The 24325-nt window shown below is 46.2% G+C and carries 18 protein-coding genes; 11 read left to right on the top strand and 7 right to left on the bottom strand.

Going from position 1 to position 24325, the window contains the following annotated elements:
* Positions 1 to 130: 130 nt before the first annotated feature.
* From IM792_RS06565 to IM792_RS06545, 5 genes are all read left to right on the top strand, one after another.
* Positions 131 to 2365, top strand: a complete 2235-nt coding sequence (locus tag IM792_RS06565; protein WP_194101039.1) for a sodium-translocating pyrophosphatase — start codon at positions 131 to 133, stop codon at positions 2363 to 2365.
* Between the two features lie 201 nt (positions 2366 to 2566).
* Positions 2567 to 2965, top strand: coding sequence for a response regulator (locus IM792_RS06560; RefSeq protein ID WP_194101038.1), 399 nt, complete (start codon positions 2567 to 2569; stop codon positions 2963 to 2965).
* A 138-nt stretch (positions 2966 to 3103) separates the two neighbouring features.
* The gene (locus IM792_RS06555) at positions 3104 to 4588 is read left to right on the top strand and encodes an amino acid permease (RefSeq protein WP_194101037.1); all 1485 of its coding nucleotides are present in this window, start codon (positions 3104 to 3106) and stop codon (positions 4586 to 4588) included.
* A 95-nt stretch (positions 4589 to 4683) separates the two neighbouring features.
* Complete coding sequence (locus tag IM792_RS06550; protein ID WP_194101036.1) at positions 4684 to 5835, top strand: MFS transporter; 1152 nt, start codon at positions 4684 to 4686, stop codon at positions 5833 to 5835.
* 21 nt (positions 5836 to 5856) lie between these two features.
* The gene (locus IM792_RS06545) at positions 5857 to 6432 is read left to right on the top strand and encodes a MarC family protein (protein WP_194101035.1); all 576 of its coding nucleotides are present in this window, start codon (positions 5857 to 5859) and stop codon (positions 6430 to 6432) included.
* 4 nt (positions 6433 to 6436) lie between these two features.
* Here the strand turns inward: IM792_RS06545 and IM792_RS06540 are convergent, their stop codons facing one another.
* The 7 genes from IM792_RS06540 to IM792_RS06510 form a co-directional block, all read right to left on the bottom strand.
* Positions 6437 to 7606, bottom strand: coding sequence for an RsmB/NOP family class I SAM-dependent RNA methyltransferase (locus IM792_RS06540; RefSeq protein ID WP_194101034.1), 1170 nt, complete (start codon positions 7604 to 7606; stop codon positions 6437 to 6439).
* The gene (locus IM792_RS06535) at positions 7603 to 8847 is read right to left on the bottom strand and encodes an ABC transporter substrate-binding protein (protein WP_194101033.1); all 1245 of its coding nucleotides are present in this window, start codon (positions 8845 to 8847) and stop codon (positions 7603 to 7605) included. Before IM792_RS06535 ends, IM792_RS06540 begins: the two co-directional genes overlap by 4 nt.
* Positions 8834 to 10363: a glutamine-hydrolyzing GMP synthase gene (guaA, locus tag IM792_RS06530; RefSeq protein ID WP_194101032.1), complete on the bottom strand. Its 1530-nt coding sequence runs from the start codon at positions 10361 to 10363 to the stop codon at positions 8834 to 8836. The genes IM792_RS06535 and guaA overlap by 14 nt, the downstream gene beginning before the upstream one ends.
* Positions 10364 to 10494: 131 nt before the next feature.
* The gene (gene eno, locus IM792_RS06525) at positions 10495 to 11790 is read right to left on the bottom strand and encodes a phosphopyruvate hydratase (protein WP_194101031.1); all 1296 of its coding nucleotides are present in this window, start codon (positions 11788 to 11790) and stop codon (positions 10495 to 10497) included.
* A 94-nt stretch (positions 11791 to 11884) separates the two neighbouring features.
* Positions 11885 to 12622 (bottom strand): DUF2490 domain-containing protein, encoded by a 738-nt coding sequence (locus IM792_RS06520; protein ID WP_194101030.1) that lies wholly within the window; start codon positions 12620 to 12622, stop codon positions 11885 to 11887.
* An 89-nt stretch (positions 12623 to 12711) separates the two neighbouring features.
* Entirely contained in the window at positions 12712 to 13893 is a 1182-nt protein-coding gene (locus IM792_RS06515) for an ABC transporter permease (protein ID WP_194101029.1), read from the bottom strand.
* Positions 13894 to 14023: 130 nt separating this feature from the next.
* Complete coding sequence (locus IM792_RS06510) at positions 14024 to 14785, bottom strand: ABC transporter ATP-binding protein (protein WP_194101028.1); 762 nt, start codon at positions 14783 to 14785, stop codon at positions 14024 to 14026.
* A 403-nt stretch (positions 14786 to 15188) separates the two neighbouring features.
* Here IM792_RS06510 and IM792_RS06505 point away from each other — a divergent pair, with 403 nt between their 5' ends.
* From IM792_RS06505 to IM792_RS06480, 6 genes are all read left to right on the top strand, one after another.
* Positions 15189 to 15788 (top strand): sigma-70 family RNA polymerase sigma factor, encoded by a 600-nt coding sequence (locus IM792_RS06505; protein WP_194101027.1) that lies wholly within the window; start codon positions 15189 to 15191, stop codon positions 15786 to 15788.
* Between the two features lie 68 nt (positions 15789 to 15856).
* Positions 15857 to 16795, top strand: a complete 939-nt coding sequence (locus tag IM792_RS06500; RefSeq protein WP_194101026.1) for a FecR family protein — start codon at positions 15857 to 15859, stop codon at positions 16793 to 16795.
* Between the two features lie 161 nt (positions 16796 to 16956).
* Entirely contained in the window at positions 16957 to 20277 is a 3321-nt protein-coding gene (locus IM792_RS06495; RefSeq protein ID WP_194101025.1) for a TonB-dependent receptor, read from the top strand.
* 26 nt (positions 20278 to 20303) lie between these two features.
* Positions 20304 to 21842 (top strand): RagB/SusD family nutrient uptake outer membrane protein, encoded by a 1539-nt coding sequence (locus IM792_RS06490; protein ID WP_194101024.1) that lies wholly within the window; start codon positions 20304 to 20306, stop codon positions 21840 to 21842.
* A gap of 72 nt (positions 21843 to 21914) precedes the next feature.
* Positions 21915 to 22934, top strand: a complete 1020-nt coding sequence (locus IM792_RS06485) for a metallophosphoesterase (protein ID WP_194101023.1) — start codon at positions 21915 to 21917, stop codon at positions 22932 to 22934.
* A 10-nt stretch (positions 22935 to 22944) separates the two neighbouring features.
* On the top strand, positions 22945 to 24297 hold the full coding sequence (locus tag IM792_RS06480; protein ID WP_194101022.1) for an ectonucleotide pyrophosphatase/phosphodiesterase: 1353 nt from the start codon (positions 22945 to 22947) through the stop codon (positions 24295 to 24297).
* The last annotated feature ends 28 nt before the right edge of the window (positions 24298 to 24325 follow it).

The raw sequence follows: 24325 nt of genomic DNA, 5'->3' as shown, positions 1-24325 counted from the left end.
GGATACAGTCAGCTCACAACTTTTTAAAAAGTTTAATATCATGCTGTTGTAATATTTTTTTTACTAATTTGCATTAGCCCTTCTTTCTCTTTTCAGGGCCATTATAAACCAAATTATAACCAAATTATTTATGGACTTCTTAAACAGTTACTTAATCTATTTAATACCTCTGTTAGGCATTGTGGGTATAATAGTAATGGCCGTTAAAGCGGCCTGGGTGAGCAAGCAGCCCTCGGGCGATGCTAACATGACCGAACTGGCAGGCTATATTGCCGATGGCGCCATGGCCTTTTTACGTGCCGAGTGGAAGGTGTTGAGCTACTTTGTTGTTATAGCGGTAATATTGCTGGCATGGTCGGGCACTACGGTTGCTACGTCAAGCCCGGTTATCGCGGTATCATTTGTTATAGGCGCGTTTTTATCCGCCTTCGCGGGATACATAGGTATGCGCATAGCTACCAAAGCCAATGTGCGCACCACCGAGGCGGCACGCACCAGTTTAGCCAAAGCACTTAAAGTATCATTTACCGGCGGCACCGTGATGGGCCTTGGCGTTGCCGGTTTAGCTATTTTGGGTTTAGGATCATTATTCATCGTATTTTATAAAATGTATGTGGGCGATCATGTTAACGGTCGCGATATGGAAAAGGCGTTGGAGGTATTGGCCGGTTTCTCACTGGGTGCCGAGTCGATAGCCTTATTCGCGCGTGTGGGCGGCGGTATCTATACCAAGGCTGCCGATGTGGGCGCCGACCTGGTGGGCAAGGTTGAAGCAGGCATCCCCGAGGATGATGTGCGTAATCCTGCCACCATTGCCGATAACGTAGGCGATAACGTGGGCGACGTAGCTGGTATGGGTGCCGATCTTTTTGGCTCGTACGTAGCCACCATGCTGGCCACTATGGTACTGGGGCGCGAAATTGTATCAAACGATGCCTTTGGTGGCATAGCCCCGGTATTGTTACCTATGGTGATAGCCGGTTTAGGGTTGATATTCTCCATAGTAGGTGCATCATTTGTAAAGATCAAAAATGAAACAGACAGTGTACAGAACGCCCTGAACATTGGCAACTGGACATCCATCGTGCTAACGGCCATCGCTACCTTTTTTGTAGTGAACTGGATGTTGCCCAATGGCAACATGCACCTTACCCGCGATCTGATTCCTGGTACCGAGGAATTAAAGGAAGGCGTTAAGGAGTTTGATAAAACAGGCGTTTACCTGGCCATTATTGTGGGGCTGATAGTGGGCACGCTGATGTCAATCATCACTGAATATTATACCGCTATGGGCAAACGCCCGGTGCTGAGCATCATCCGCCAGTCATCAACCGGGCATGCTACCAATATTATAGCTGGTTTGGCTATCGGTATGGAATCAACCGTGCTGCCTATCATCGTATTGGCGGCTGGTATATTTGGCTCGTACCATTTCGCGGGTTTGTATGGCGTGGCCATTGCCGCCGCGGGTATGATGGCCACAACCGCCATGCAGCTGGCTATTGATGCCTTTGGCCCCATTGCCGACAATGCCGGTGGTATTGCCGAAATGAGCCGCCTGCCCGAAGAAGTAAGGCACCGCACCGATAACCTCGATGCCGTGGGTAACACCACTGCCGCTACGGGTAAAGGCTTCGCCATTGCTTCGGCGGCGCTTACCTCACTGGCCTTGTTCGCGGCCTTTGTGGGCGTGGCAGGTATTGAGCATATTGATATTTATAAGGCCGATGTACTGGCTGGTTTATTTGTTGGGGGGATGATTCCGTTCATCTTCTCGGCGCTGGCTATATCGGCCGTAGGCAGGGCGGCCATGTCAATGGTTGAGGAGGTTCGCCGTCAGTTTAGGGAGATACCCGGCATTATGGAGTACAAGGCCAAGCCCGAGTACGAGAAATGTGTCGACATATCAACCAAGGCCTCCATCCGCGAGATGGTAGCGCCCGGACTTATCGCGCTCATCACCCCTATTGTTATCGGCTTTGCCTTTGGCCCCGAAGTATTAGGCGGCCTGCTGGCAGGTGTTACCGTATCAGGCGTGCTGATGGGCATCTTCCAGAGCAACGCGGGCGGCGCATGGGATAATGCCAAAAAATCATTTGAAAAGGGTGTGGAGATCAACGGCGTTATCCATTACAAAAAATCAGAACCACACAAGGCATCAGTAACCGGCGATACCGTGGGCGATCCGTTCAAGGATACCTCGGGCCCGTCAATGAATATTTTGATCAAGCTAATGTCTATCGTATCATTGGTCATAGCGCCTCACCTGCATCACGAGGTAAATACCAACGAGCGCATACAAAATCAGCTTAAAGAGCAATCGCTTGAAAAACCGGCAGCTAAGCCGCAAAGCCACAGGCTGTAATAAATAGCGCTGGCATGGCTATTAAAATAACGGCCATGCCAACTTTTATATAAAGGCAACGTTTCTACATTCTACAATTTGTGGGCGCATTTTTCCCCACAATTAATATCATCTATCAATAAAAAACAGCTTATAATTACTTTAAACCACATTTGGCATAGCGGAACAGTATTTGAATAACTGTTTACATAACATATTGAAATGAATAAAATTGTAATGATTGATGATAACCCGATGGAACACTTCATCGCGGTAAAACTGCTTAAGAACACCGGTCTTTTTGAAAGCACCAAGCACGTAACCAACGGTTACGAAACCCTGCAATACATTGAGGAAAACCTGAACAATACCGACGAATTGCCGGATGTGATATTGCTCGACATAAACATGCCTGATATTAACGCGTGGTCGTTTTTAGATAAGTATAAAGCCCTGCACAGTAAGATCAGCAAGCCGATAGATATTTATGTAGTAAGCTCATCAATTGATGCTGACGATATGCTGCGCTCAAAAACCTACCCTTTTGTAAAATCGTACCTGGTAAAACCGCTAAGTGCCGATGTTTTGGTGAAAATACACGACCAATGCGCTAAGGTTTAAGCCTCAAAACGTAACAATATTAAAATATTCGCAGCATCATACACAAAAAATAACGTTTTGTTTTGCGGATGCAATCAGTTCTTTATCATATCAATAAAATTAAGTAGGTTTGGACTGATATATTAACTGACATTATATATGAGATTTAAAAAACCACTTGATTTACTACTAAAAGAAGCGGCAGCAAGCGGCGAAGGCACTTTACGCCGTACGCTTAGCAGCTTCAATTTAGTAACCATGGGTATCGGGGCTATTATTGGTGCGGGCTTATTCTCGTTAACCGGTTTGGCTGCCGCCAACAATGCCGGCCCTGCCGTTACTATTTCATTTGTTATTGGCGCTATTGGTTGCGCTTTTGCCGGCCTTTGCTACGCCGAGTTTGCCAGTATGATCCCTATTGCCGGTTCGGCCTATACGTATTCATACGCAACTATGGGCGAGTTTATGGCGTGGATCATCGGTTGGGATCTGGTGTTGGAGTACGCCCTTGGCGCCGCAACGGTATCTATCAGCTGGTCGCAGTATCTAACAAAATTCCTCCATTTATATGGCATACAAATACCGCCGCAGCTCACCATGTCGCCCTGGGAAACAGTTACCATGGCTGATGGCAGCGTAGTGAGTGGTTATTTTAACCTGCCTGCGGTATTCATCATCGTGTGTCTTTCTTTGTTACTTATCAGAGGTACAAAGGAATCAGCATTTGTGAATAACATACTGGTAGTATTAAAAGTTGCTGTAGTATTGGTGTTCATCGCGGTGGGCTGGGGTTACATCAACCCATCAAACCACGTTCCTTACATTCCTGAAAACACCGGTAAATTCGGTGAGTTCGGCTGGTCGGGCGTATTGCGTGGCGCGGGTGTGGTATTCTTTGCCTTTATTGGTTTTGATGCCGTATCAACCGCCGCTCAGGAGGCTAAAGACCCTAAACGTGGTATGCCTATAGGTATCATTGGTTCGTTATTAGCCTGTACCTTGCTTTATGTGCTTTTCTCGCACGTAATGACAGGTGTTGCCAACTATAAAGAGTTTAAAGACAGCGCTGCCCCGGTAGCCGTAGCTATCGCTAAAACACCTTACGCCTGGTTACAAAAAGCCATCATCCTGGCTATCCTTGCAGGTTATACATCAGTTATCCTGGTGATGCTGATGGGTCAGTCGCGTATATTCTATACCATGTCAAAAGATGGTTTAATTCCATCAGTATTTGCCAAGGTTCACAAAAAATTCCAAACTCCGTACAAATCAAACTTACTGTTCGCCGTATTTGTGAGCTTGTTCGCGGCCTTTGTACCGGTGCACGTGGTAGGCGAAATGGTATCAATCGGTACCCTGTTCGCATTCGTACTGGTATGTGTTGGTGTTATGGTGATGCGTAAAAGCGACCCGAACACTCCTCGTCCGTTCCGTACGCCTTGGGTTCCTTTCGTGCCAATTGCAGGTATATTAATTTGTATCTCGATGATGGTATCATTACCCGGCGATACCTGGTTACGTTTGGCCATCTGGATGATATTAGGTTTAGTTATTTACATGGTTTACGGTAAAAAGCACTCGCTTATCCGTAAGGGCCAGCTTAACCTGCCTAACGATCCGCCAAACCCGAAGTACACTGAATAATCGGTTACCCGATCATACTTAAAAAAGGTTCTGAAAATATTTTTCAGAACCTTTTTTGTTTTTAGCACTTCTACATAAACCAAAATGTAAACTGAATGAAGAAAGGCCTGTGGATACTGGCTGTTATTTGCGTTATCAACTCCATGGGCTTTGGCATTGTGGTGCCGCTGCTGTACAGCTACGGCAAAAAGTTTGGTGTAACCAGCGAAACGCTGGGCCTGCTTACCGCGGCTTTCTCCATAGCGCAATTCTTTGCCACGCCATTGCTGGGTTCCCTATCCGACAGGTGGGGGCGCAAGCCGGTGCTTGTTATCAGCCTTATTGGTACCTGTATATCATTCATTCTGTTCGCGCAGGCACGCAGTATCATTATGCTGTTTGCCGCCCGTATACTGGATGGATTAACCGGTGGCAACATATCGGTAGCGCAAGCCATGGTTACCGATGTTTCATCGCCCGATGACAGGGCAAAGAACTTTGGTATACTAAGTTCATCCTTTGGATTCGGGTTTGTGGCCGGGCCTGCATTGGGCGGCCTGCTTAGCAAATATGGTATGCACGTGCCCTTTTACTTCGCGGCGGGTATAGCGCTTATTGGTGTGCTGCTTACCATATTCGCGTTAAAGGAAACCCATTGTAAAAGCGGCGAGCAACAAGCCTACAAGTTCAGCTTTGTATCGTTAGCTACCATCCTGAAAAAAAAGACCATCGGCGTAAGCATCTTCATCAGCTTTCTGCTTACCATGGCGCAGTTTGCCATGATAGTAGGCTTCCAAACCTTTACTACCGATGAGTTGAAGCTATCACCAGCTCAAACGGGTGTGTTTTATGCGGGCTTTGGCATTACCGGCATTATTATGCAGTTGCTGGTACCGTTCTTCACTAAAATATGCAGCTCCAAATCAATTATACTGCTATTCTCCACCTTAATATGTTTGGGGGCCATGATAGTAGCGGGCCTGGCAACAGGGTTGATATTATTCGCCACGGCGGTGGGCATCTACGGCCTATTTAACGGACTGCGCAACCCCATGCTCAACGCCATCATTGCCGACAAAACAGGCAGCCATGAACAGGGAAAGATATTAGGCATCAATCAATCGTACATATCCATAGGACAAACACTGGGGCCAATAACGGCAGGTTTTGTTACGGCCATATCACTGCATAGTATTTTCTTTTTAGCATCTTTGTACATTCTGGTAGCTTTCGCCCTCAGCTTTAAGCTAAAACGCCAGGAATGCTGAAACTGACCTTAATTATAATTTATGCAGCCACTTATATTTAAAGAGGTACTATCTGTTACCATGATCCTGTTCGCTATTATTGATATTTTAGGATCGATACCAGTAATTATTGAGTTGCGCCAGCGCGCGGGGCACATACAATCTGAAAAAGCGAGTATTGCCGTACTGGTGCTTATGGTAACCTTTTTATTTGTGGGTAATGAGCTGCTGGATGTTATCGGGTTGGATATATCATCGTTCGCCATAGCAGGTTCAATCGTGATATTTATTATAGCGATGGAAATGGTGTTGGGCATTACCTTTTTTAAGGACGACCCGGAGATGGCCAAAACAGTATCGATAGTTCCGCTTGCCTTCCCATTGATTGCCGGTGCCGGTACCATGACCACGCTGCTATCGCTAAAATCACAATATCAAACACAGAATATACTGGTAGCCATAGTTATAAACACCACCATAGTTTACCTGGTACTTAAAAATGTAAAATGGCTTGAACGCCTGTTGGGCAAAGCAGGATTGAGCATATTGCGCAAAGCCTTTGGTGTTATATTGTTAGCTATCGCGATAAAACTATTCAGGAGCAATAGCGGGCTGTAAAGGCTTATTCCGGGCGGATAAGCCTTGCCACGAACATGGTGTCGGCCTTGCGTTCGTAACCTTTTAATATTTGCTGGCTTTCGAGTTTTAGCCCAAGTTCGGTGGTTAAAAACTCAACGGCATCCTCATTCTCTGCCTTAAAGGCCGAGCAGGTGATATAAATAAGCGCCTTACCGGGTTTAAGATACTTTACCACATTGCGGGCAATACTCTGCTGCAAACGCTGAAAAAAGGCTATACGTTGCGGATTGAACTGGCTGATCATCTCAGGCGTACGCCCCCAGGTGCCCGAGCCGCTGCATGGCGCATCTAATATGATACCGTCAAAAGCGTAATCGTGCATTTCCTGATCAGGGTTTTGGGTAAGGTCGAGTACCTTTTTTTGGTACTTGAGTAAACCCGCCTGCTGAAAGCGCTCGTCCAAATTAGCCAGGATAGACTCCCGCACGTCTGACACTACCAGCTTCAGATCAGGCTGTAAGCTGTGCAATAACAACGATTTACCCCCCGAGGCCGCGCAGGCATCCCACCATTTATCCCAGCGTTCGGGTTTAAAAAACTTAGCTGTTTGTTGCGATGAATAATCCTGCACCTCATACAAATGCTGCTGGCGCGGAAATATGTTTTCCAGCCTGGTACCATTAGGCAAACAAAAGCAGCCATCGCCATCATCCTTAAAGTTAATCTCGGCTTTGGTCAGTTCGGCCTTTACCTGTGGCTCATACCCGCGCAAAACGCGTATGTACAGATCGGGCTGAATAAAAAATGAACGCAAAAACTTATCCTTATCCACCTCTGCCGATAGCTGATCGGTCCAGGGGAAAACATCATCGGCCTTAAAATCGGGGTAATTGGTTTTTATAAGGGCTATCTTCTCGCTAATAGTAAAGCCAATGCAGGCAGCCCAATCGGGCTTAAAATGCTGCAGAAAGGAGTTGGTTTGCGTGTTGCATAAAAACTCGGCTACCATTAAACGTTCATCAGGCGGTAAAGCGGGTAAGGCCCTGCCCAGCCTGAAATAATTATAAACCAAGCGCCCCGCCACCTTACGATCAGTGGAGCCCATTTGTTTATTGAGGCGATAAAAGCCCGGTAAAAACTTACCTAAAGGCGTATCAGCCGGATATTCATCCAAAATACGTAGAAACGTTTTTAGCTGATTTAGTGCCTTCATTCCACCTGCTTTAATTCAAAGTTTTCGTAATGTAACAGGTTTACGTGCTTGTTTACCCAGCCCTGCCCCTTTTTATAAATAAAATCAAAGCTGTTGTGCAGCCCGGTAAATTCCTTATCGTCCAGGTTTTTTATCTTATCGCCATCATCAGCCAATAACTGACCAAAGAACATGCCCTCATCAAACGCCTTAATGGCATATTCAGATGGTTCGGCACGGTACAGGCGGCGGTAATTACGCACAAAGGTTATGGTACTTTGCGCCTTGTAGTTCACCCTGTCGGCCGAGGTGATGTAGGCGTTCAAACGCTGCATCTGGTCTGATTTCAGGAAACTGAATTTCTCCCAGTTGGGGTGCCCGATCAGCGTTACCGGGTAACGTTTGGCCAAAGTATCAAGCGAGTACAAGGTAACCTTTAAAAACGATTGATTGGTTGACGGAATAACCATAAAGTTACGGTCGAACTTGGTTAGCTGCGCCATAATTGGGCTCAGGTTTCCGCGGGCAACGGTTAGCTGCACCACCTTAACCTTTTTTTTGCTCAGGCTGTCAACCGCTTTTTTAAAGTATTTGATGTAAGGCAACTCGGCACTATAGCCCGAAGTAAGCACGAAAACCTTTTTGGTTTTGGCCTTGGCCACGGCAAACTCAGCGGCACGCAGGGCATGGTATTCCAACGGAGGAATTATAGTTACCAGATTTTCGGCATTGTAAGTTGTTGGTGCCGATGGTGACAGCGGCGAAAGGATCAGCTTTTTGTTATTACCCGGCACGGTAGTAAACACCTTCATCCCATCCGGAAATACAGGGCCTACTATCAAATCGCTACCCTTAACCTGCGGGTTTAACGCCAGGCTGTGCGATTGCGATGGCTCGTCCTTTGAGTCGAACAATTGCAGGCGATAGTTAGCGCCCTCGCCGGTAAGCGAATCAAGCGCGAGCTTAAAGCCACGGTAATAATCTAACGATAGCGAAGCTTTTTTTAAACCCGCGGCGCTGTAAGTAGCGCCGGGGTTTAAATGGTCGAGGCCAAAAGGCAGTATCATCGCAACGGTTGACACCCTCTTGTCAGATACCTTTTTGGCATCCTTGTCCTCTTTTTTATCTTTTTCGGCCTTATCGGTAGTTCCGGTAGTTTTATCAGTTGGTTTAGTTGTACCCTTACCAACCGGGCGCGTTTTTGGCGAACACGCGGCAACAAGCGCAATAACTAAAATTAGCAACCACTTATTCCCACTCAATTGTGGCCGGTGGTTTTGAACTGATATCATATACTACCCGGTTTATACCTTTTACGTTATTGATAATTTCGTTTGATATTTTGGCCAGCAGATCATACGGTAAATGGCACCAATCGGCCGTCATACCGTCAACTGATTCAACCGCTCTCAGCGCTACCGCGTTCTCGTAGGTGCGCTCATCGCCCATTACCCCTACCGATTGTACCGGCAAAAATATGGTGCCTGCCTGCCAAACCTTATCATAAACACCGGCAGCCTTTAAATTGTTGATGTAAATTGCATCGGCCTCCTGTAATATATGTACTTTTTCGGGAGTTACCTCACCTAATATCCTAATTGCCAAGCCCGGACCCGGGAATGGGTGGCGACCTAAAATATTTGGATCAATGCCCAAAGCCTTACCCACGTTACGCACCTCATCCTTAAACAGGGTGTTTAGCGGCTCAACTACTTTCAGCTTCATAAAATCGGGCAAACCACCTACGTTGTGGTGCGATTTAATGGTTGCCGATGGCCCTTTAACCGATACCGACTCGATAACATCCGGGTAGATAGTACCCTGGCCAAGCCATTTTACATCCTGAACCTCGTGCGCGGCATCATCAAATACCTCGATAAATACGCGGCCAATGGCTTTACGTTTTAGTTCAGGATCGGTTAAACCGGCCAGCGCATCGTAAAAACGTTGCTTGGCGTTAATGCCTTTAATATTAAGCCCCATGTGCTTGTACGAGTCGAGCACCAGCTCATACTCATCCTTGCGCAACAGGCCGTTATCAACAAATATACAGTGCAGGTTTTTGCCGATGGCATGGTGCAGCAATACGGCAGCTACTGATGAATCAACACCGCCTGAAAGACCAAGCACTACCTTATCATCGCCCAGTTTTTCTTTAAGCTGCGCGATGGTAGTTTCAACAAATGAATCGGGGGTCCAATCTTGCGAGCATCCGCATATATCAACTAAAAAGTTGTGCAACAATTGCTTGCCATCAACACTGTGGGTTACCTCGGGGTGAAACTGTATACCGTAGGTTTGCGAACCGGTTACATGGTAAGCGGCAACTCGTACGCTATCGGTACTGGCAATTACCTCAAAATTATCGGCCAGGCGGGCAATGGTATCGCCATGCGACATCCACACTTGCGAATCAGCCGGGATCATCTTCAGCAACGGGTTTTCGTGGTTGATGTATTGCAGGTTGGCACGGCCATACTCGCGCGTGCTTGATGGCAATACTTCGCCGCCGTTAAAATGGGCCAGGTACTGCGCGCCATAGCAAACGCCCAAAATAGGCAGTGTGCCATGAAATTTGGCGAAATCAAAGTGCGGCGCATCGTCCTGACGAACTGAATAAGGCGAACCCGAAAGGATGATACCCTTTACGCTGCTGTCAACTTCAGGAAAATTATTGAAGGGATGGATCTCGCAGTAAATGCGAAGCTCCCTGACACGGCGCGCTATTAATTGGGTGAACTGCGAACCGAAGTCAAGAATGAGGATTTTTTCTTGCATGGGCAAAGATAGGATTTAGATGCGAAATGTAAGAAATGAGTTTGAAGATAATATGAATTCAATGTGGCAGTTAACAAAAAAGCCGGCTAATTTGAGTTAGCCGGCTTTATAATTAAATCTCGCGAGGGAGATTACTTTTTCAAAAACTTGAAGTTTTTACCGATGAAGCGGGCATTCTCGCCTAATTCTTCTTCGATACGCAGTAACTGGTTGTATTTCGCGATCCTGTCTGAACGTGAAGCTGAACCGGTTTTGATCTGGCCACAGTTAAGGGCAACAGCAAGATCGGCAATGGTAGCATCCTCAGTTTCGCCTGAGCGGTGGCTCATTACTGAAGTATAACCGTTAGTTTGCGCTAATGATACCGCGTTGATGGTTTCAGTTAACGAACCAATTTGGTTTACCTTTACCAGGATAGAGTTAGCAGTATCGGTATCAATACCATCTTGCAAACGCTTAACGTTGGTAACAAACAAATCGTCACCTACTAACTGTACTGTTTTGCCGATACGGTCGGTCAGTAATTTCCAGCCATCCCAGTCATCCTCAGCCATACCATCTTCAATTGATACGATAGGGTATTTATCAGTTAATGATGCCAGGTATTCAGCTTGCTCAGCGCTGGTACGGATAGCACCTTTATCGCCTTCAAACTTAGTATAATCGTATTTACCGTTTACGTAGAACTCAGAAGCAGCACAATCAAACGCCAGGTAAATTTGCTCACCTGCTTTGTAACCTGCTTTTTCGATAGCCTGAATGATGGTTTCAACAGCATCTTCAGTACCACCAAAGGTTGGCGCGAAACCACCCTCATCACCTACCGCGGTTGACAGGCCACGATCGTGTAATATCTTTTTAAGTGTGTGGAACACCTCAGCACCCCAACGTAAAGCCTCAGAGAATGAAGTAGCGCCGATAGGCATGATCATGAACTCCTGGAAAGCGATAGGCGCATCAGAGTGCGAACCACCGTTAACAATATTCATCATCGGGATAGGTAAAGTGTTAGCGTTAACACCACCTACGTAACGGTATAAAGGCTGGCGGCTCTCTTGCGCTGCTGCCTTAGCTACCGCTAATGATACACCAAGTATAGCGTTGGCACCCAGGTTACCCTTGTTTTCAGAACCATCTAACTTGATCATGATGTCATCGATAGTATTTTGCTCAAATACATCTACGCCTTTTAATGCAGGGGCAATTTTTTCGTTTACGTTGGCAACTGCTTTTAAAACACCTTTACCCAGGTAAACAGCCTTGTCGCCGTCCCTTAATTCAACAGCTTCGTGGGCACCGGTTGATGCGCCTGAAGGTACTGCGGCGCGGCCAAGTGCACCATTTTCGGTTAATACATCTACTTCAACTGTAGGGTTACCACGCGAATCAAGTATCTGGCGTGCATGAACATCAATTATTATACTCATAGTTATTATTAGCGTTTTTTGATAAAACTTTAAACTGCGCTAAGTTAAAGCTAATTAGCTAAAACGCAATTACAATTTAGTATTTAATGATTATTTAATCGTGGATTGACGGTATATGCTCCCTCGGCTTAATGTTTTTACGGTTTATACGGTATTGCACGTTAATGGCCAGGTTATTTTTTGCCCCTGCCGATGTTAGGCTGTAGTTATACTGGTTCATCCAACCGGCCTGTATGTTCAATGCCTTGGTAAACTGATAACCCAGGGCCAGCGAAAAGCGGTTACGCTCAAAATGCGGTGCTTTGTTGTTAAAGAAAACCTCATCAAAAACGGCCACGTACCATGTTTTAGGATCAACCTTGCGGTGGTTTAGCGGTATGGCCAGGTTAAGCCTGTAACGGAAACGGTTACGGTAGCCCGAATCAAAAAAGCGTTGCTCTACACGGTAACGGTGTTCTATCTTAATACGATCCAGAAACTGATTTACTGTCATCTGCTCCCAAAGGCGGGTTTCAAGGGCGGTTGGTGGTTCGTCAAGGTGTTCGTAATCGTAAGTTATGTACCTGCCGGTACCAATAAGGGCGGTGTAGTTTTTGGCGATATCGTAACTGATGCCGCCCTTTACCTCGTAATAAAAGGCCTGGTTATAAAACAGGGAATTGGTACGGGTTTGCAGCTCGATATAGCCCCCCCATTTGTGCGCGCTATCGCCGGGTAAAACTACGGTAACAATGCCCCAGGTACCTGTTTTGCTATTTTGAGCCTTAACATTTACCGAACAAAAAATTAATATCAGAAACCAGAATAAGCCTGAAGTGGTGTTTTTTAACATCAGATTAACATTATACCACAAAAGTATTTCGACAATGTTACCTTGATGTTAAGTGCAAGGTTCCTAATATTATTTTAATGTTAATTCGATTACTCCCACTTAAAGGTTTTAACGGCGATGGTATAAATAACTACACCCCATATCAGCAATATTAACAGCTGATGGGTAACATCGCCCAGGCCAGCGCCCTCAAAGGCTACCTTGCGCATGGCATCATTTAGGTACGTTAAGGGCAATATCCTGCTTAAAGGTTGCAGCCATGCCGGGAAATTATCAATAGAAAAAAAGGTGCCCGACAGCAGGAACTGCGGCAGGGTAATAATGTTAGCGATAGGCGGCACCGAACTCTCGTTTTTGGCGATGCCGGATACGGTGAAACCAAAGCCCATGAACACAATAAGCCCGATGACCGACAGTATGAGCATATTAATTACAGTGACCACACCGTGCACCAGCGTAAAGCCAAAAGCAAAGTGACCGATAATGATAATGAACAACGCCCCGATGAGCGAGAAGCAGATACGTGCCAAAGCCTCTCCCAATACAATACTTGCCCGTTTAACCGGTGTAGCAAAAAAGCGTTTAATAACCAGCGTAATGCGCAAACTCAAAAACACGAAGGCGGTACCAAACACCCCTGTGCTCAGCAAAGAAAAACCTAACTGACCAGGCAAAATAAAATCGATGGTTTTGTAGGCGCGGCCTGTTATGGTGCTTTCGCGCACTTCGGCCATTTGGAAATTGGTGGCGGCACGTACCGCATCATCGGCATTAGTCCCGCTACGGCTTGACAATACCTCCTGCATAAATTTAATATTCACCTCATTTTTAATATTGGTGATTATCGATTTAAATATATCGCCCTTGGCTGATGATGTGGTATAATTTACATCAACTGTGTATGGTGCATTGCCGCCTGTAAGATGCGCTTTACCATCGCCGCTTTTGATGTAACCGTTGGATTTGATCTTCAATACCGCATCCAAACTACCTTTTGACAGGTTTTTATTAAGCGATTGAGTATCTAAGCCTTTATGAAGTTTGATGATAGCTGTTTGTTCAAGAGCCTTGTAGATGGGGTTAACGGTATCAGTACCCGGCGCTACGCCAACATCAACCTTTACACCGCCGCCGCCAATAAAGCCGAACACCAAAATAAATATCAGCGGGAACGCCAACGTGAAAACCACCGACGAGGGACTGCGCAGGATGGATCTTAAACTTGCCCTGGCAATAGCCAGCGTGGCCCCAACATGATCGTATTTACTCATAAACCTCATCCCAACCCCTCTCCAAACGAGAAGGACTTTTTTAATATATCTTGATTAATATAATATCTAACTAATTCCAGCAAACTGCAAACCGGCAACTGCCCATACTCACTATTCACCACTAACTAAACTACCCTCTCCACTCCTTGCCTGTCAGGTCGATAAATACATCTTCCAGCGTGGCTGCCTTAACTTCTTTTCTGCGTTCAAAGCCCGATGCTACCAGCTTGTCGATAAAATTATCAGGAGTATCAATACCTACTATTTTGCCGCCATCAACAAAGGCCACACGATCGCACAGCACTTCGGCCTCATCCATATAGTGGGTGGTGATCACCACGGTGGTTCCGCTGTCGCGTATCTTGATGATCAGGTCCCACAGGTTACGGCGTGCCTGCGGATCAAGCCCCGTGGTAGGCTCATCCAAAAATATAATACGCGGATTATTAATGAGCGTTGTAGCGATAGAAAAACGCTGCTTTTGCCCGCCCGAAAGTTGTTTGTATTTGGCCTTGGCTTTATCGGTAAGTGCCACCATCTCGAGCATCTCTAAGGGTTTCTTTTTAATACCGTACAAGCCTGAGAAAAGATCGATCAGTTCAGAAAGGTTAAGGTTTGGATAATAGCCCGCGGCCTGTAACTGTACACCAATGCGTTGTTTAATACGCTCGGCATCCGTATCAACCGAAAAGCCATCAACCACTATCTCGCCCGAAGTTTTATCGCGCAGGGTTTCAATAATTTCGAGCGTGGTGGTTTTGCCCGCGCCATTTGGCCCTAATAAACCAAATATCTCCCCCTCGTAAACCTCAAAACTTATATCCCTTACAGCCGCAAAATCGCCATAGTTTTTCACCAGGTTTTTTACGCTGATAATAGGCTGTTTTTCCATGCTGTAAAAATGGCATACATTATTGACATTCGCACAATTTTTTAACCTAATTGACGGAATTTTTACAGCGGAAGGCCTGAACCGGAATTTGTGGAATTTAGGAGTTTATAGGATGTGGGGGTGATTAGATGCGTTAGTGCTTAGACAGGCTCAGCATGACATGGCGGGTAATATAAAGTACCGCGGGCTGTCAGCCTGAGCTTGTCGAAGGGTATGCGCGGTGGGTCTGAACCGGAATTTGTAGAATTTATGGATTTACAGAATGGGTGGCGGTTAGCTGTAATTTGTGTTAATGCTTCAACAGGCTCAGCATGACGTGGCGGGTTCACATCACACCTTAATTAAAATAAACCCTCGCTTAAACATTTGTTAACATTGGTGTGCTAAGTTTGGCCACCACGGTATGCGACAAATTGCTGATACAGATCTGCTGCTAATGATGCAGGCTAATGATCATGATGCTTTTAACGAATTGTTTAACAGGTATTGGGAGAGCCTTTACCGTACCGCATTAGCTCGTTTAGGTGATGATGAGCTACCCGCGCAGGATATTGTTCAGGATATATTCATTAAAATTTGGCAGCGCAGGCATTCCTTAAACATTGAAACATCAGTAAGTGGATATTTACACAGCGCTGTAAGGTTTGGCGTAATAAGCCACTACCGCCAGCTTAAAGCTAACGAGGAGTATTTGCAGGAGGCTATGCAACGTATGAGCATATTGGAAAATGCCATAGCCGACCATACCGATTATTACGAAATGGAGCGCACCCTCGAATACGAGGTGAGCCACATGCCCGAAACTTTGCAGAAGATTTACCAACTGCGTATAGATAATTACAGCATAAAGGATATTGCCGCCGAAACCGGCCTGGCCGAGCAAACGGTTAAAAATTATATTTCGGAAGTATCGCGCCGACTACGTGTGGTAATCAAGGAAAAATATCCTGAAAAATATGCTGGTTATGCAGGGCTTATAGCTATACTGTTCATATATTCTTAACATAACTATAACTTTATTTAAAAGTACCTCAAGGTGTTTTTAGCGACATAAGGCTGAAAATACACGAAATGAACAGGTACAAATTTAAAAGGCTGCTTAAGCGCTATCAGGATGGTTCGGCTAACGAAACCGAGCGCGCTTTGGTTGAGGCCTGGTACGCGTCGTACACCCAGGCCGAGGATAAACCTTTGGCTGATGGCGTAAGGCAAAAGCTGCTGCGCAATATAAATTCGGCTATTGAGCCTGCTATCTCTATCGCGCCTCAACGCAGGTTATATCAATATATCAGGGTAGCTGCCGCTGTATTGGTATTCGCTTTGATAGGCGCTGTAGCTTACCATAAACTAAAACCCAAACCGGCGACTGTTTACAGTCTTGCATCCACCAAAAACGGACAGATACAACGCCTTGTGCTTCAGGACAGCTCGGCAGTATGGCTAAACAGCGCAACCCGCTTACGTTTTCCCGAGCAATTTGACGGCACCCTGCGCGAAATATATTTAGATGAAGGCGAAGCTTTTTTTGATGTTAAGCACGATGCTAAAAAGCCTTTTATAGTGCATACCTCAAAGGTAAAGGTGCATGTGCTGGGTACATCATTCAATATTAATGCTTACCATAACATGCCCGAGCTTAAGGTGATGGTAGCCACAGGTAAAGTAGGTGTAAGCACTAAAAACGGGCGCACCATTTACCTTACCCCCGGGCAGGAGTTGATGTATAACACCAGCACTGGCCAATACAATCAGCATAAGGTTGATATTAATGCAGCCCAGGGCTGGAAAACCGGCATTATTTACTTAAGGCAGGCAACATTTGCCGAGTTGGCAGCGGTAATAAAAAACCAGCTGGGTATAACCATAAAAGCGGGCAGCGCTGAAATTACCGGCTACCGCTTTACACTACCCATACAGGCCAATTTACCGGCCGAACAAACCTTACAAATGATAACACAAATGCATAACACCCATTACAGGAAGGAGGGTAATGATATAGTTATTTATTAAAGCGAGATAATAACCGGGCAATAAAAACATACCCGGAACAAGATATATAAAGAGCAAGCTACGGGCGGCAACCCGCGCTTGCTTATGCTAAGCAATCCCATTCAAAAAATTACAAAGCGAATAAAAATATGAATTTCTGTACAAAGTTATGGAGGCATTTTATGCGTATCACCATTTTATCAACCTGCATACTGCTCACGGTAGGCCTTGTAACGGTTAAGGCTACTGATAGTAAGGCGCAGGTGCTGCAAACAAAAGTTGACGTTCACGCGTCGGGCCAAAGCCTGTCATCTGTTATTCAGCAGATACAAAATCAGTTAAATATCAACTTTGCGTATGATGAGGAGTTTTTACAACTAAACAAAAAGAAAGTAAAGCGTGCTGATTTTTCAGCACAATCGTTAGATAAGGTATTGAGCAACCTGTTAAGCAATACCGATATCGGCTACCGCGAACAGGCAGGCACCGTTGTACTTTACCGCCAGGTGTACGGCAAGCTTAACGGTATTGTAACCGATGAGCATGGCACCCCTGTACCGGGCGCTAACGTACGCGCCAAAGGTACTACCATTGGCGCGGCTACAAAGGCTGATGGCAGCTACAGCCTTCAACTGCCCGAAGGTACCTATACCCTCGAAGCATCATTTATAGGTTACCAAACATCAACCATTAATAATGTTGAAATAAAGGGCGATAAAACAACCTCGCTAAACTTTACCCTTACCGGCGGCAGCCTGTTAAAAGAGGTTACGGTGAGTTATGGAAAACAGCGTGTGCGCGAAGTAACCGGCTCGGTAGCTGAACTGAGCGCGGCGCCTTTGCAGGATATGCCTGTGATACAGTTTTCGCAACAAATGCAGGGCAAGGTTGCCGGTGTGCAGGTAGCGCTAAGCAGCGGGCAGCCGGGCAGGGGTATTGATTTTCGTATACGCGGCGCGGCATCATTTTATGCCAGCAATCAGCCGCTTTTTGTAATTGATGGTATGCCTGTTACGGGTAGCATCAACAACATCAACCCATCCGAGATTGAGAGCTTCAGTATACTTAAGGATGCCTCGGCAACGGCGCTATATGGTTCGCGCGCGGCAAATGGTGTTGTTTTAATTACCACCAAACATGCCAAACCCGGCGATGCCAAAATAGTGTTCAATGCCAACTATGGCGTTCAAAAAATTCCGGGTGAGCGTGTGCCCAAAATGATGGACGCGCGCGGCTTTGCCCAGTACATGAATGAAAAGTTTGAAGATGCACGCCTGTACGAAGGCAGCACTGCCGCTACACCTGCCGAGTACCAAAACCCTGAACAATATGGCGAAGGTACCAACTGGTTTAAGTTACTCACCCGTGCCGCGCCTATCCAAAATTACGACCTCACCATACAATCAGCAGGCGAAAGATCAACCTCAACCATTGTGGCCGGCTACCAGGAGCAGCAGGGCGTATTAATAAACACCGGCACCCGCCTTTTCTCGTTACGTATGAACCAGGATCTGTCGTTAGCTAACAATAAGCTAAAGGTAGGCTTTAACCTGGCGCCAAGCTACAGACTTGACCATAACGTGCGTTTAAATACCGATGGCGTTGGTGGTTTGTTCGAGCGTATATTCGAGGCCAGTCCGTTAAAATCCCCCTATAAAGAGGATGGCACGCTTGACCGTAACACCAGTTCGCCGGGCATGGTGGCTTATATTAACCCGCTGGCGCAGTTCACCCTCACTAATGATGATTATAAAACAACCCGCATTTTAGCTAACGCTTATTTAAACTACGAGTTTTTAAGCGGTCTTAGCTTTAAAGCCAATGTGGGTGTTGATAAGGGTAATGAAACTCGTCAGTATTTTCAATCGGGCTTAGTAACCTCAACCGAGGGGCAAACAACCGGTACCAGCAGTGCCAACGATAATGGATCGTACACAGCTGAGGGAAACCTGGTATACAACAAAACCTTCGCTAACGACCATAACTTTGAAGCGCTGGTAGGTTACTCGGCACAAAAATACAGCGGCACCAGCAATACCTTAACCGGTTTGGGTTTCCCTAATGATGATATTCCATACCTATCGGCAGCGGGCAGTATTTCAAGCGGTAGCAGCGGTTATAATGCTTACTCATTGCTATCAACCTTTGCCCGCTTAAATTACAATTACAAAGGCCGTTACCTGTTACAGGCTGCCATGCGCCGCGATGGTTCGTCGCGCTTTGGCGAGGATCGTAAGTATGGTACCTTCCCATCCATATCAGCAGGCTGGATAGTTAGCGATGAGGCATTCATGCAAAACTTCCGCTTTTTAGATATGTTGAAGATCCGTTCGAGCTATGGTATAACAGGTAATAACTTTTTCACCAATAACTACGAGGCACAGGCCACTATCGGTAAATATTATTATGCTTTGGATGGCGCTTCAGTTATCGGCCAAACCAACAACAGGCTGGCTAACAGAAACCTGCGCTGGGAGCGTAATAAACAGTTTGACATCGGTTTAGATCTGGCTATACTGAATAACCGCCTATCGTTCACTTACGATTATTATCACAAGGTATCTGACGGTTTGATCATGAACAGGCCGATACCCCAAGCTTCGGGATATGGCAGTATTTTAGATAACGTGGGCATTGTAGAATTGTGGGGCCATGAGTTTACCGTAAACTCTGTTAACACTACAGGTAAATTTAAATGGAGCACTAACCTGAATATCTCTATCGACCGTAATATTATTAAAGACCTGGTTGACCCTGGCTTTATCCGCAGAAATAATACGGTTACTTCTGATTACTATCGCCAGCAGGAAGGCCGCCATTTTGGTGAGTTTTATGGTTTTATTAATGATGGATTATATAAGGATGCGGCAGATCTGGCTAACTCGGCCAAATACGGCAGCACGTCTGACGTGGGTACGCTTAAAATGCGCGACCTTAACGGCGACGGTGTTATTGATGATGTTAACGACCGTACCTTTATTGGCGACCCGACCCCATCACTCACCGGTGGTTTAACCAATAACTTTATTTATAAAAACTGGGATCTGAATATCCACATGGCCTTTTCGGTAGGTGGCGATATTTTGAATGCCGCTAAATGGGCGTACCAAACTAACCTTGATGGCTCGCGTGTAATGTTAGCCGCCGCTGCTGATCACTGGCGCTCGCCCGAAAACCCGGGCTCGGGGGTGTACCCGCGTACCAAAACCGGCACTACCGGTATAGGCCGTTCGGTAAATACCCAATGGGTTGAGGATGGCTCTTACTTAACCGCTAAGAATATATCGTTAGGTTACCGTTTTGATCTGAAAAGCAAATCGGTGCTTCGCAGCCTGCGCGTTTACAGTTCAGTTCAGCAAGCATTTGTATTAACCAAATACAGCGGCATGAACCCCGAGATAAACTTTGCCGGACTTGACCCAACGCTGGGTATAGGTATTGACGAGAACGCCTACCCTATTCCACGCACCTTCTCATTCGGTATTTCGGCAACATTTAAATAATCGGTTAATCATTAATAAACGTACAAATGAAAAAGATATATATACTGCTTGCCCTTGCTTTGATCGTTACATCGGCATGCAAAAAAAGCTTTATCGACCTTGCCCCGGAGGATCAATATACAGATGAATCGTTCTACAAAACTCCTGAGCAATTTAACCAGGCTGTTATAGGTGCCTATGTTAAACTAAGGGATGTAATGCTGAATGATTATTTCACTTGCGAAATGCGGTCAGACAATACCATCTACCAGCCATACCCAAGCAACCGCGGTACGGCTTACATACACCGCGAAAACATTCCCGATTTTACAAATACCTCAACCAACAGTTATGTGAATGCGGTTTGGGAGCACTGCTATTCGGGCGTATCGCGTGCAAATGTGGTAATTGAAAAGCTTGCCGATGCAAGCTTCGCCGCCGAAGTAAAAGCGCCTATTGACGGGCAGGCCAAATTTTTACGCGCCTTTTATTACTTTAAGTTAGTGCGCCTTTACGGTGGGGTACCGCTGTTTGTTAAAACAGTTACCAATGCCGAGGATGCTTTCCTGATCCGCTCAACTGCCGATGAGGTTTACAATCAGATCATTGCTGATGCTAAGGACGCCATTGCCGAATTACAGCCACCTGCTAAGTTCCCGCAATCGGGCCTGGCTACCAAGGGCTCGGCCACTATGCTGCTTGCCGAGGTGTACATGACGCAAAAAAAATGGGCCGAAGCCGAAACCTTGCTGAACACCCTGCCAGCCATGGGTTATGCCCTAAATGCTAACTATGGCGATGCCTTTGCCGTAACCAATAAAAACAGCAAGGAGTCGATATTTGAGGTACAATACCTGGGTGGTACCGTACTTGGCGTAACGCCAAACCCGCTGCCGTTCCATTTTTTACCGCGAAGCACCAATACAGCCATCATAACAGGCATAGCTATCAATAACAGCTCGACCGGCGGCTGGAATACTCCGACTCAGGATCTGATAGATGACTTTGAACCTAATGACGCGCGTTTGGATGCATCAATAGGTATAGCAGAGGGTACTTATAATGCCAGCGATCTGTTTGTTTATTCAGCTAACAAAAGCATTATCAACTATACACCCGCCGATGGTAAAGTTGGTGTACCTTACATCAAAAAATACATCCATCAACCTTTTGCGGCTGTAACCGGATCGAGCGATAACTTCCCGGTATACCGTTACTCAGATGCTTTGCTGATGCTGGCCGAAGCACAAAACGAGCAGGGCAAATCGCCGCTCGCGGCCTTGAATACCGTGCGTGACCGTGCCGGATTGGACGATATAACCACCGGCGGCCAGGCCGAACTGCGCACCATAATTGAGCATGAGCGCCGTGTTGAGCTGGCCTTTGAGAACCACCGCTGGCACGATCTGGTTCGCGGCGGCAAGGCTGTACAGGTAATGAATGCCTTTGGCCAAAGGCTTAAGCAGGAGGTAAACTACCTTACACCCGATGCCTACAACGTAACCGACTACAAGTTGCTTTACCCAATACCCCAACCCGAAATTGATATGAATCCCGGCAAAATGTTGCAAAACCCGGGTTATTGATATTTCACAACACAGAGTAGCGGCAGGCATTACCGCTACTCTTTTTTACTTTAAGATTTGATCTCTCACAATATGAAAACAAAATTAACCCTCACCGCCGCGCTTGTAAGCCTTTTAGCCGGTACCGGCATAGCAACGGCGCAAACCCCGCCCGAAACCGTTTTAAATACACCGGGCAAACCGGCCACTACCAAACCCGGCAATTTTTCGATAGCGGTATTGCCTGATACGCAATACTACCTGGCCCAAGCCCAGTTGGGCGGCAACTTTGATATGTTTAAGGCGCAGATAAAGTGGATACAGGATAATCAGCAAAAGGAGAATATAGCCTATGTTGCCCACATGGGCGATATTACCGAGCATGGCGATAACCCGGTAACCAACCGGGCTGAATGGTATATGGCTAAAACGGCCTTGTACGGTTTAGAAACTCCGGTAAGCATACCTTACGGACTGGCTGTGGGTAATCATGATCAGTTTCCGTCGCAATACCCGGTAAAGGGTACTACCACTGGTTACAACCAGTATTTTGGTGTTAAACATTTTGAGGGCAGGCCATACTATGGTGGCCACTACGGCGAAAATAACGATAGCCATTATGACCTATTTACTGCCGGTGGTGTTGATTTTATTGTAGTTTTCCTGGAGTTTGACGCGCATAACGAGGATCAGGCTAACCTGTATGCCTGGGCCAATGAGGTATTAAAGAAGAACGAAAAGCGCAAGGCCATAGTGGTAAGCCATTCCATCCTGTTTTATAACCCGGTAAAAGGGTCGAACGAACCACAGGCACCCCTTAATGCCGAAGGCAAAGCGATATATGAAAGCCTGAAAGGTAACCCCAACCTATTTATGATGCTTTGCGGCCACGTAGGCGCTAATGGCGAAGGCTACCGTACCGATATTTATAACGGGCATACCATTAAAACCTTTTTGAACGATTACCAAAGTCGCCCGGGTGGGGGTAACGGACTGATGCGTTTATATACCTTCTCGGTAAAAAATAACACCATCAGCGTACGCACCTTTTCGCCTTACACCCATGAGGAAGAAACTGATGGCGACAGTAAATTCACAGTGCCTTTATTTTAAAGAACATATCATGAAAAAATTATTTATAAGCCTTGTTGCTTGCTTATTTATTGGCACGGCTGCGCAGGCACAGGAGAAACATGTGGTACTTATTAGCATTGATGGCTTGCGCCCAGAGTTTTATATGGACCCATCGTGGGGAATGGTGAACATTCGCCAGGGAATGCAAAGCGGCTCGTATGCCGAGGGGGTACGCGGCAGTTTCCCAACGGTAACTTATCCATCGCACACCACCATTGTAAGTGGTGTATTACCTGCAAAACATGGCATTTATTATAACACACCGGTTGAGCCTTTAGGTATATCGGGCAAATGGTTTTGGTATTATAAGGATATTAAGGTGCCTACTTTATGGACGGCCGCTAAGGCCGCCGGACTAACCACCGCCGGCGTAAGCTGGCCGGTAACCGTTGGCGCGCCCATAGATTATAACCTGCCTGAATTCGTTATCCTCCCTAAAAATAAGGGCGAAAAGAAAGACGAGATCAAGGCGCTATATAATGAATCGAACCCGAAAGCGCTGTTTGATGAGGTGCAGGAAAACGCTATAGGCAAGTTTAGTGAGTTTGGCGCAACGCTTGATTATTATAATAACGATCAGAACAAGGCCCGCATGGCTGGTTATATTCTGCGTAAATATAAACCCGCGTTTTTAGCCATACACATTGGCCTGACAGATCATTTTGAGCATGAGCAGGGTCGTGATGGTGATAAGGTACGTTCAGCTGTTGTGGGTGTTGACGTAGCCGTAAAAACCATTATTGATGCCGTTGAAATGGCCGGCATGACCAAGAACACAACCTTTATACTCACCGGTGATCATGGTTTTGTTGACATACATACGCAGTTTAACCCCAACGTTATGCTGGCCGGTATTGGTTTGTATGATAATGAGAACAAAGAAAACTGGAAAGCTTATTTTCAGGCCAGCGGAGGCTCGGCCTTCCTGCACCTGCGCAACCCGAAGGATAAAGCTACATTAGAGAAAGTGAACAAGGCATTAGCCGAACTACCTGATGGTGTAAAAAAACTATTCCATGTGCTTGATAAAAAAGCCCTTGCCGATGCACAGGGCGACCCTAACGCAGCATTGGCTTTAGCGGCATACCAGGGCGTTAGCTTTGGCGCGGCGGCAAAAGGTAACATGCTTACCGCGGCCAAAGGTGGTACCCACGGTTATTTGCCTACTGATTTTAAGCAGATACAAACCGGTTTTGTAGCCTTTGGTAACGGCATAAAACCGGGCGTGGTATTACCACTCATAGGTCAGGAAGATATAGCCCCCATTATAGCCAAACTTTTAGGTATTGATATGAAGGGTGTGGATGGGATACTTTACCCGGGATTGTTTAGCGCTAAGTAAATAACATCATCTCGAGATCACTATTCGG

Source organism: Mucilaginibacter sp. JRF, assembly GCF_015223065.1.
GTDB lineage: Bacteria > Bacteroidota > Bacteroidia > Sphingobacteriales > Sphingobacteriaceae > Mucilaginibacter.
Note: the sequence above shows the minus strand (reverse complement) of the source record. Positions and strands in the feature narration are given on the sequence as shown.

Coding starts and splice junctions, on each gene's coding strand:
- IM792_RS06550 (WP_194101036.1), top strand. CDS start 4,684: ATGAAGAAAGGCCTGTGGATACTGGCTGTTATTTGCGTTATCAACTCC.
- IM792_RS06500 (WP_194101026.1), top strand. CDS start 15,857: ATGAACAGGTACAAATTTAAAAGGCTGCTTAAGCGCTATCAGGATGGT.
- IM792_RS06560 (WP_194101038.1), top strand. CDS start 2,567: ATGAATAAAATTGTAATGATTGATGATAACCCGATGGAACACTTCATC.
- IM792_RS06545 (WP_194101035.1), top strand. CDS start 5,857: ATGCAGCCACTTATATTTAAAGAGGTACTATCTGTTACCATGATCCTG.
- guaA (WP_194101032.1), bottom strand. CDS start 10,363: ATGCAAGAAAAAATCCTCATTCTTGACTTCGGTTCGCAGTTCACCCAA.
- IM792_RS06490 (WP_194101024.1), top strand. CDS start 20,304: ATGAAAAAGATATATATACTGCTTGCCCTTGCTTTGATCGTTACATCG.
- IM792_RS06480 (WP_194101022.1), top strand. CDS start 22,945: ATGAAAAAATTATTTATAAGCCTTGTTGCTTGCTTATTTATTGGCACG.
- IM792_RS06515 (WP_194101029.1), bottom strand. CDS start 13,893: ATGAGTAAATACGATCATGTTGGGGCCACGCTGGCTATTGCCAGGGCA.
- IM792_RS06495 (WP_194101025.1), top strand. CDS start 16,957: ATGCGTATCACCATTTTATCAACCTGCATACTGCTCACGGTAGGCCTT.
- IM792_RS06540 (WP_194101034.1), bottom strand. CDS start 7,606: ATGAAGGCACTAAATCAGCTAAAAACGTTTCTACGTATTTTGGATGAA.
- IM792_RS06565 (WP_194101039.1), top strand. CDS start 131: ATGGACTTCTTAAACAGTTACTTAATCTATTTAATACCTCTGTTAGGC.
- IM792_RS06485 (WP_194101023.1), top strand. CDS start 21,915: ATGAAAACAAAATTAACCCTCACCGCCGCGCTTGTAAGCCTTTTAGCC.
- eno (WP_194101031.1), bottom strand. CDS start 11,790: ATGAGTATAATAATTGATGTTCATGCACGCCAGATACTTGATTCGCGT.
- IM792_RS06510 (WP_194101028.1), bottom strand. CDS start 14,785: ATGGAAAAACAGCCTATTATCAGCGTAAAAAACCTGGTGAAAAACTAT.
- IM792_RS06555 (WP_194101037.1), top strand. CDS start 3,104: ATGAGATTTAAAAAACCACTTGATTTACTACTAAAAGAAGCGGCAGCA.
- IM792_RS06520 (WP_194101030.1), bottom strand. CDS start 12,622: ATGTTAAAAAACACCACTTCAGGCTTATTCTGGTTTCTGATATTAATT.
- IM792_RS06505 (WP_194101027.1), top strand. CDS start 15,189: ATGCGACAAATTGCTGATACAGATCTGCTGCTAATGATGCAGGCTAAT.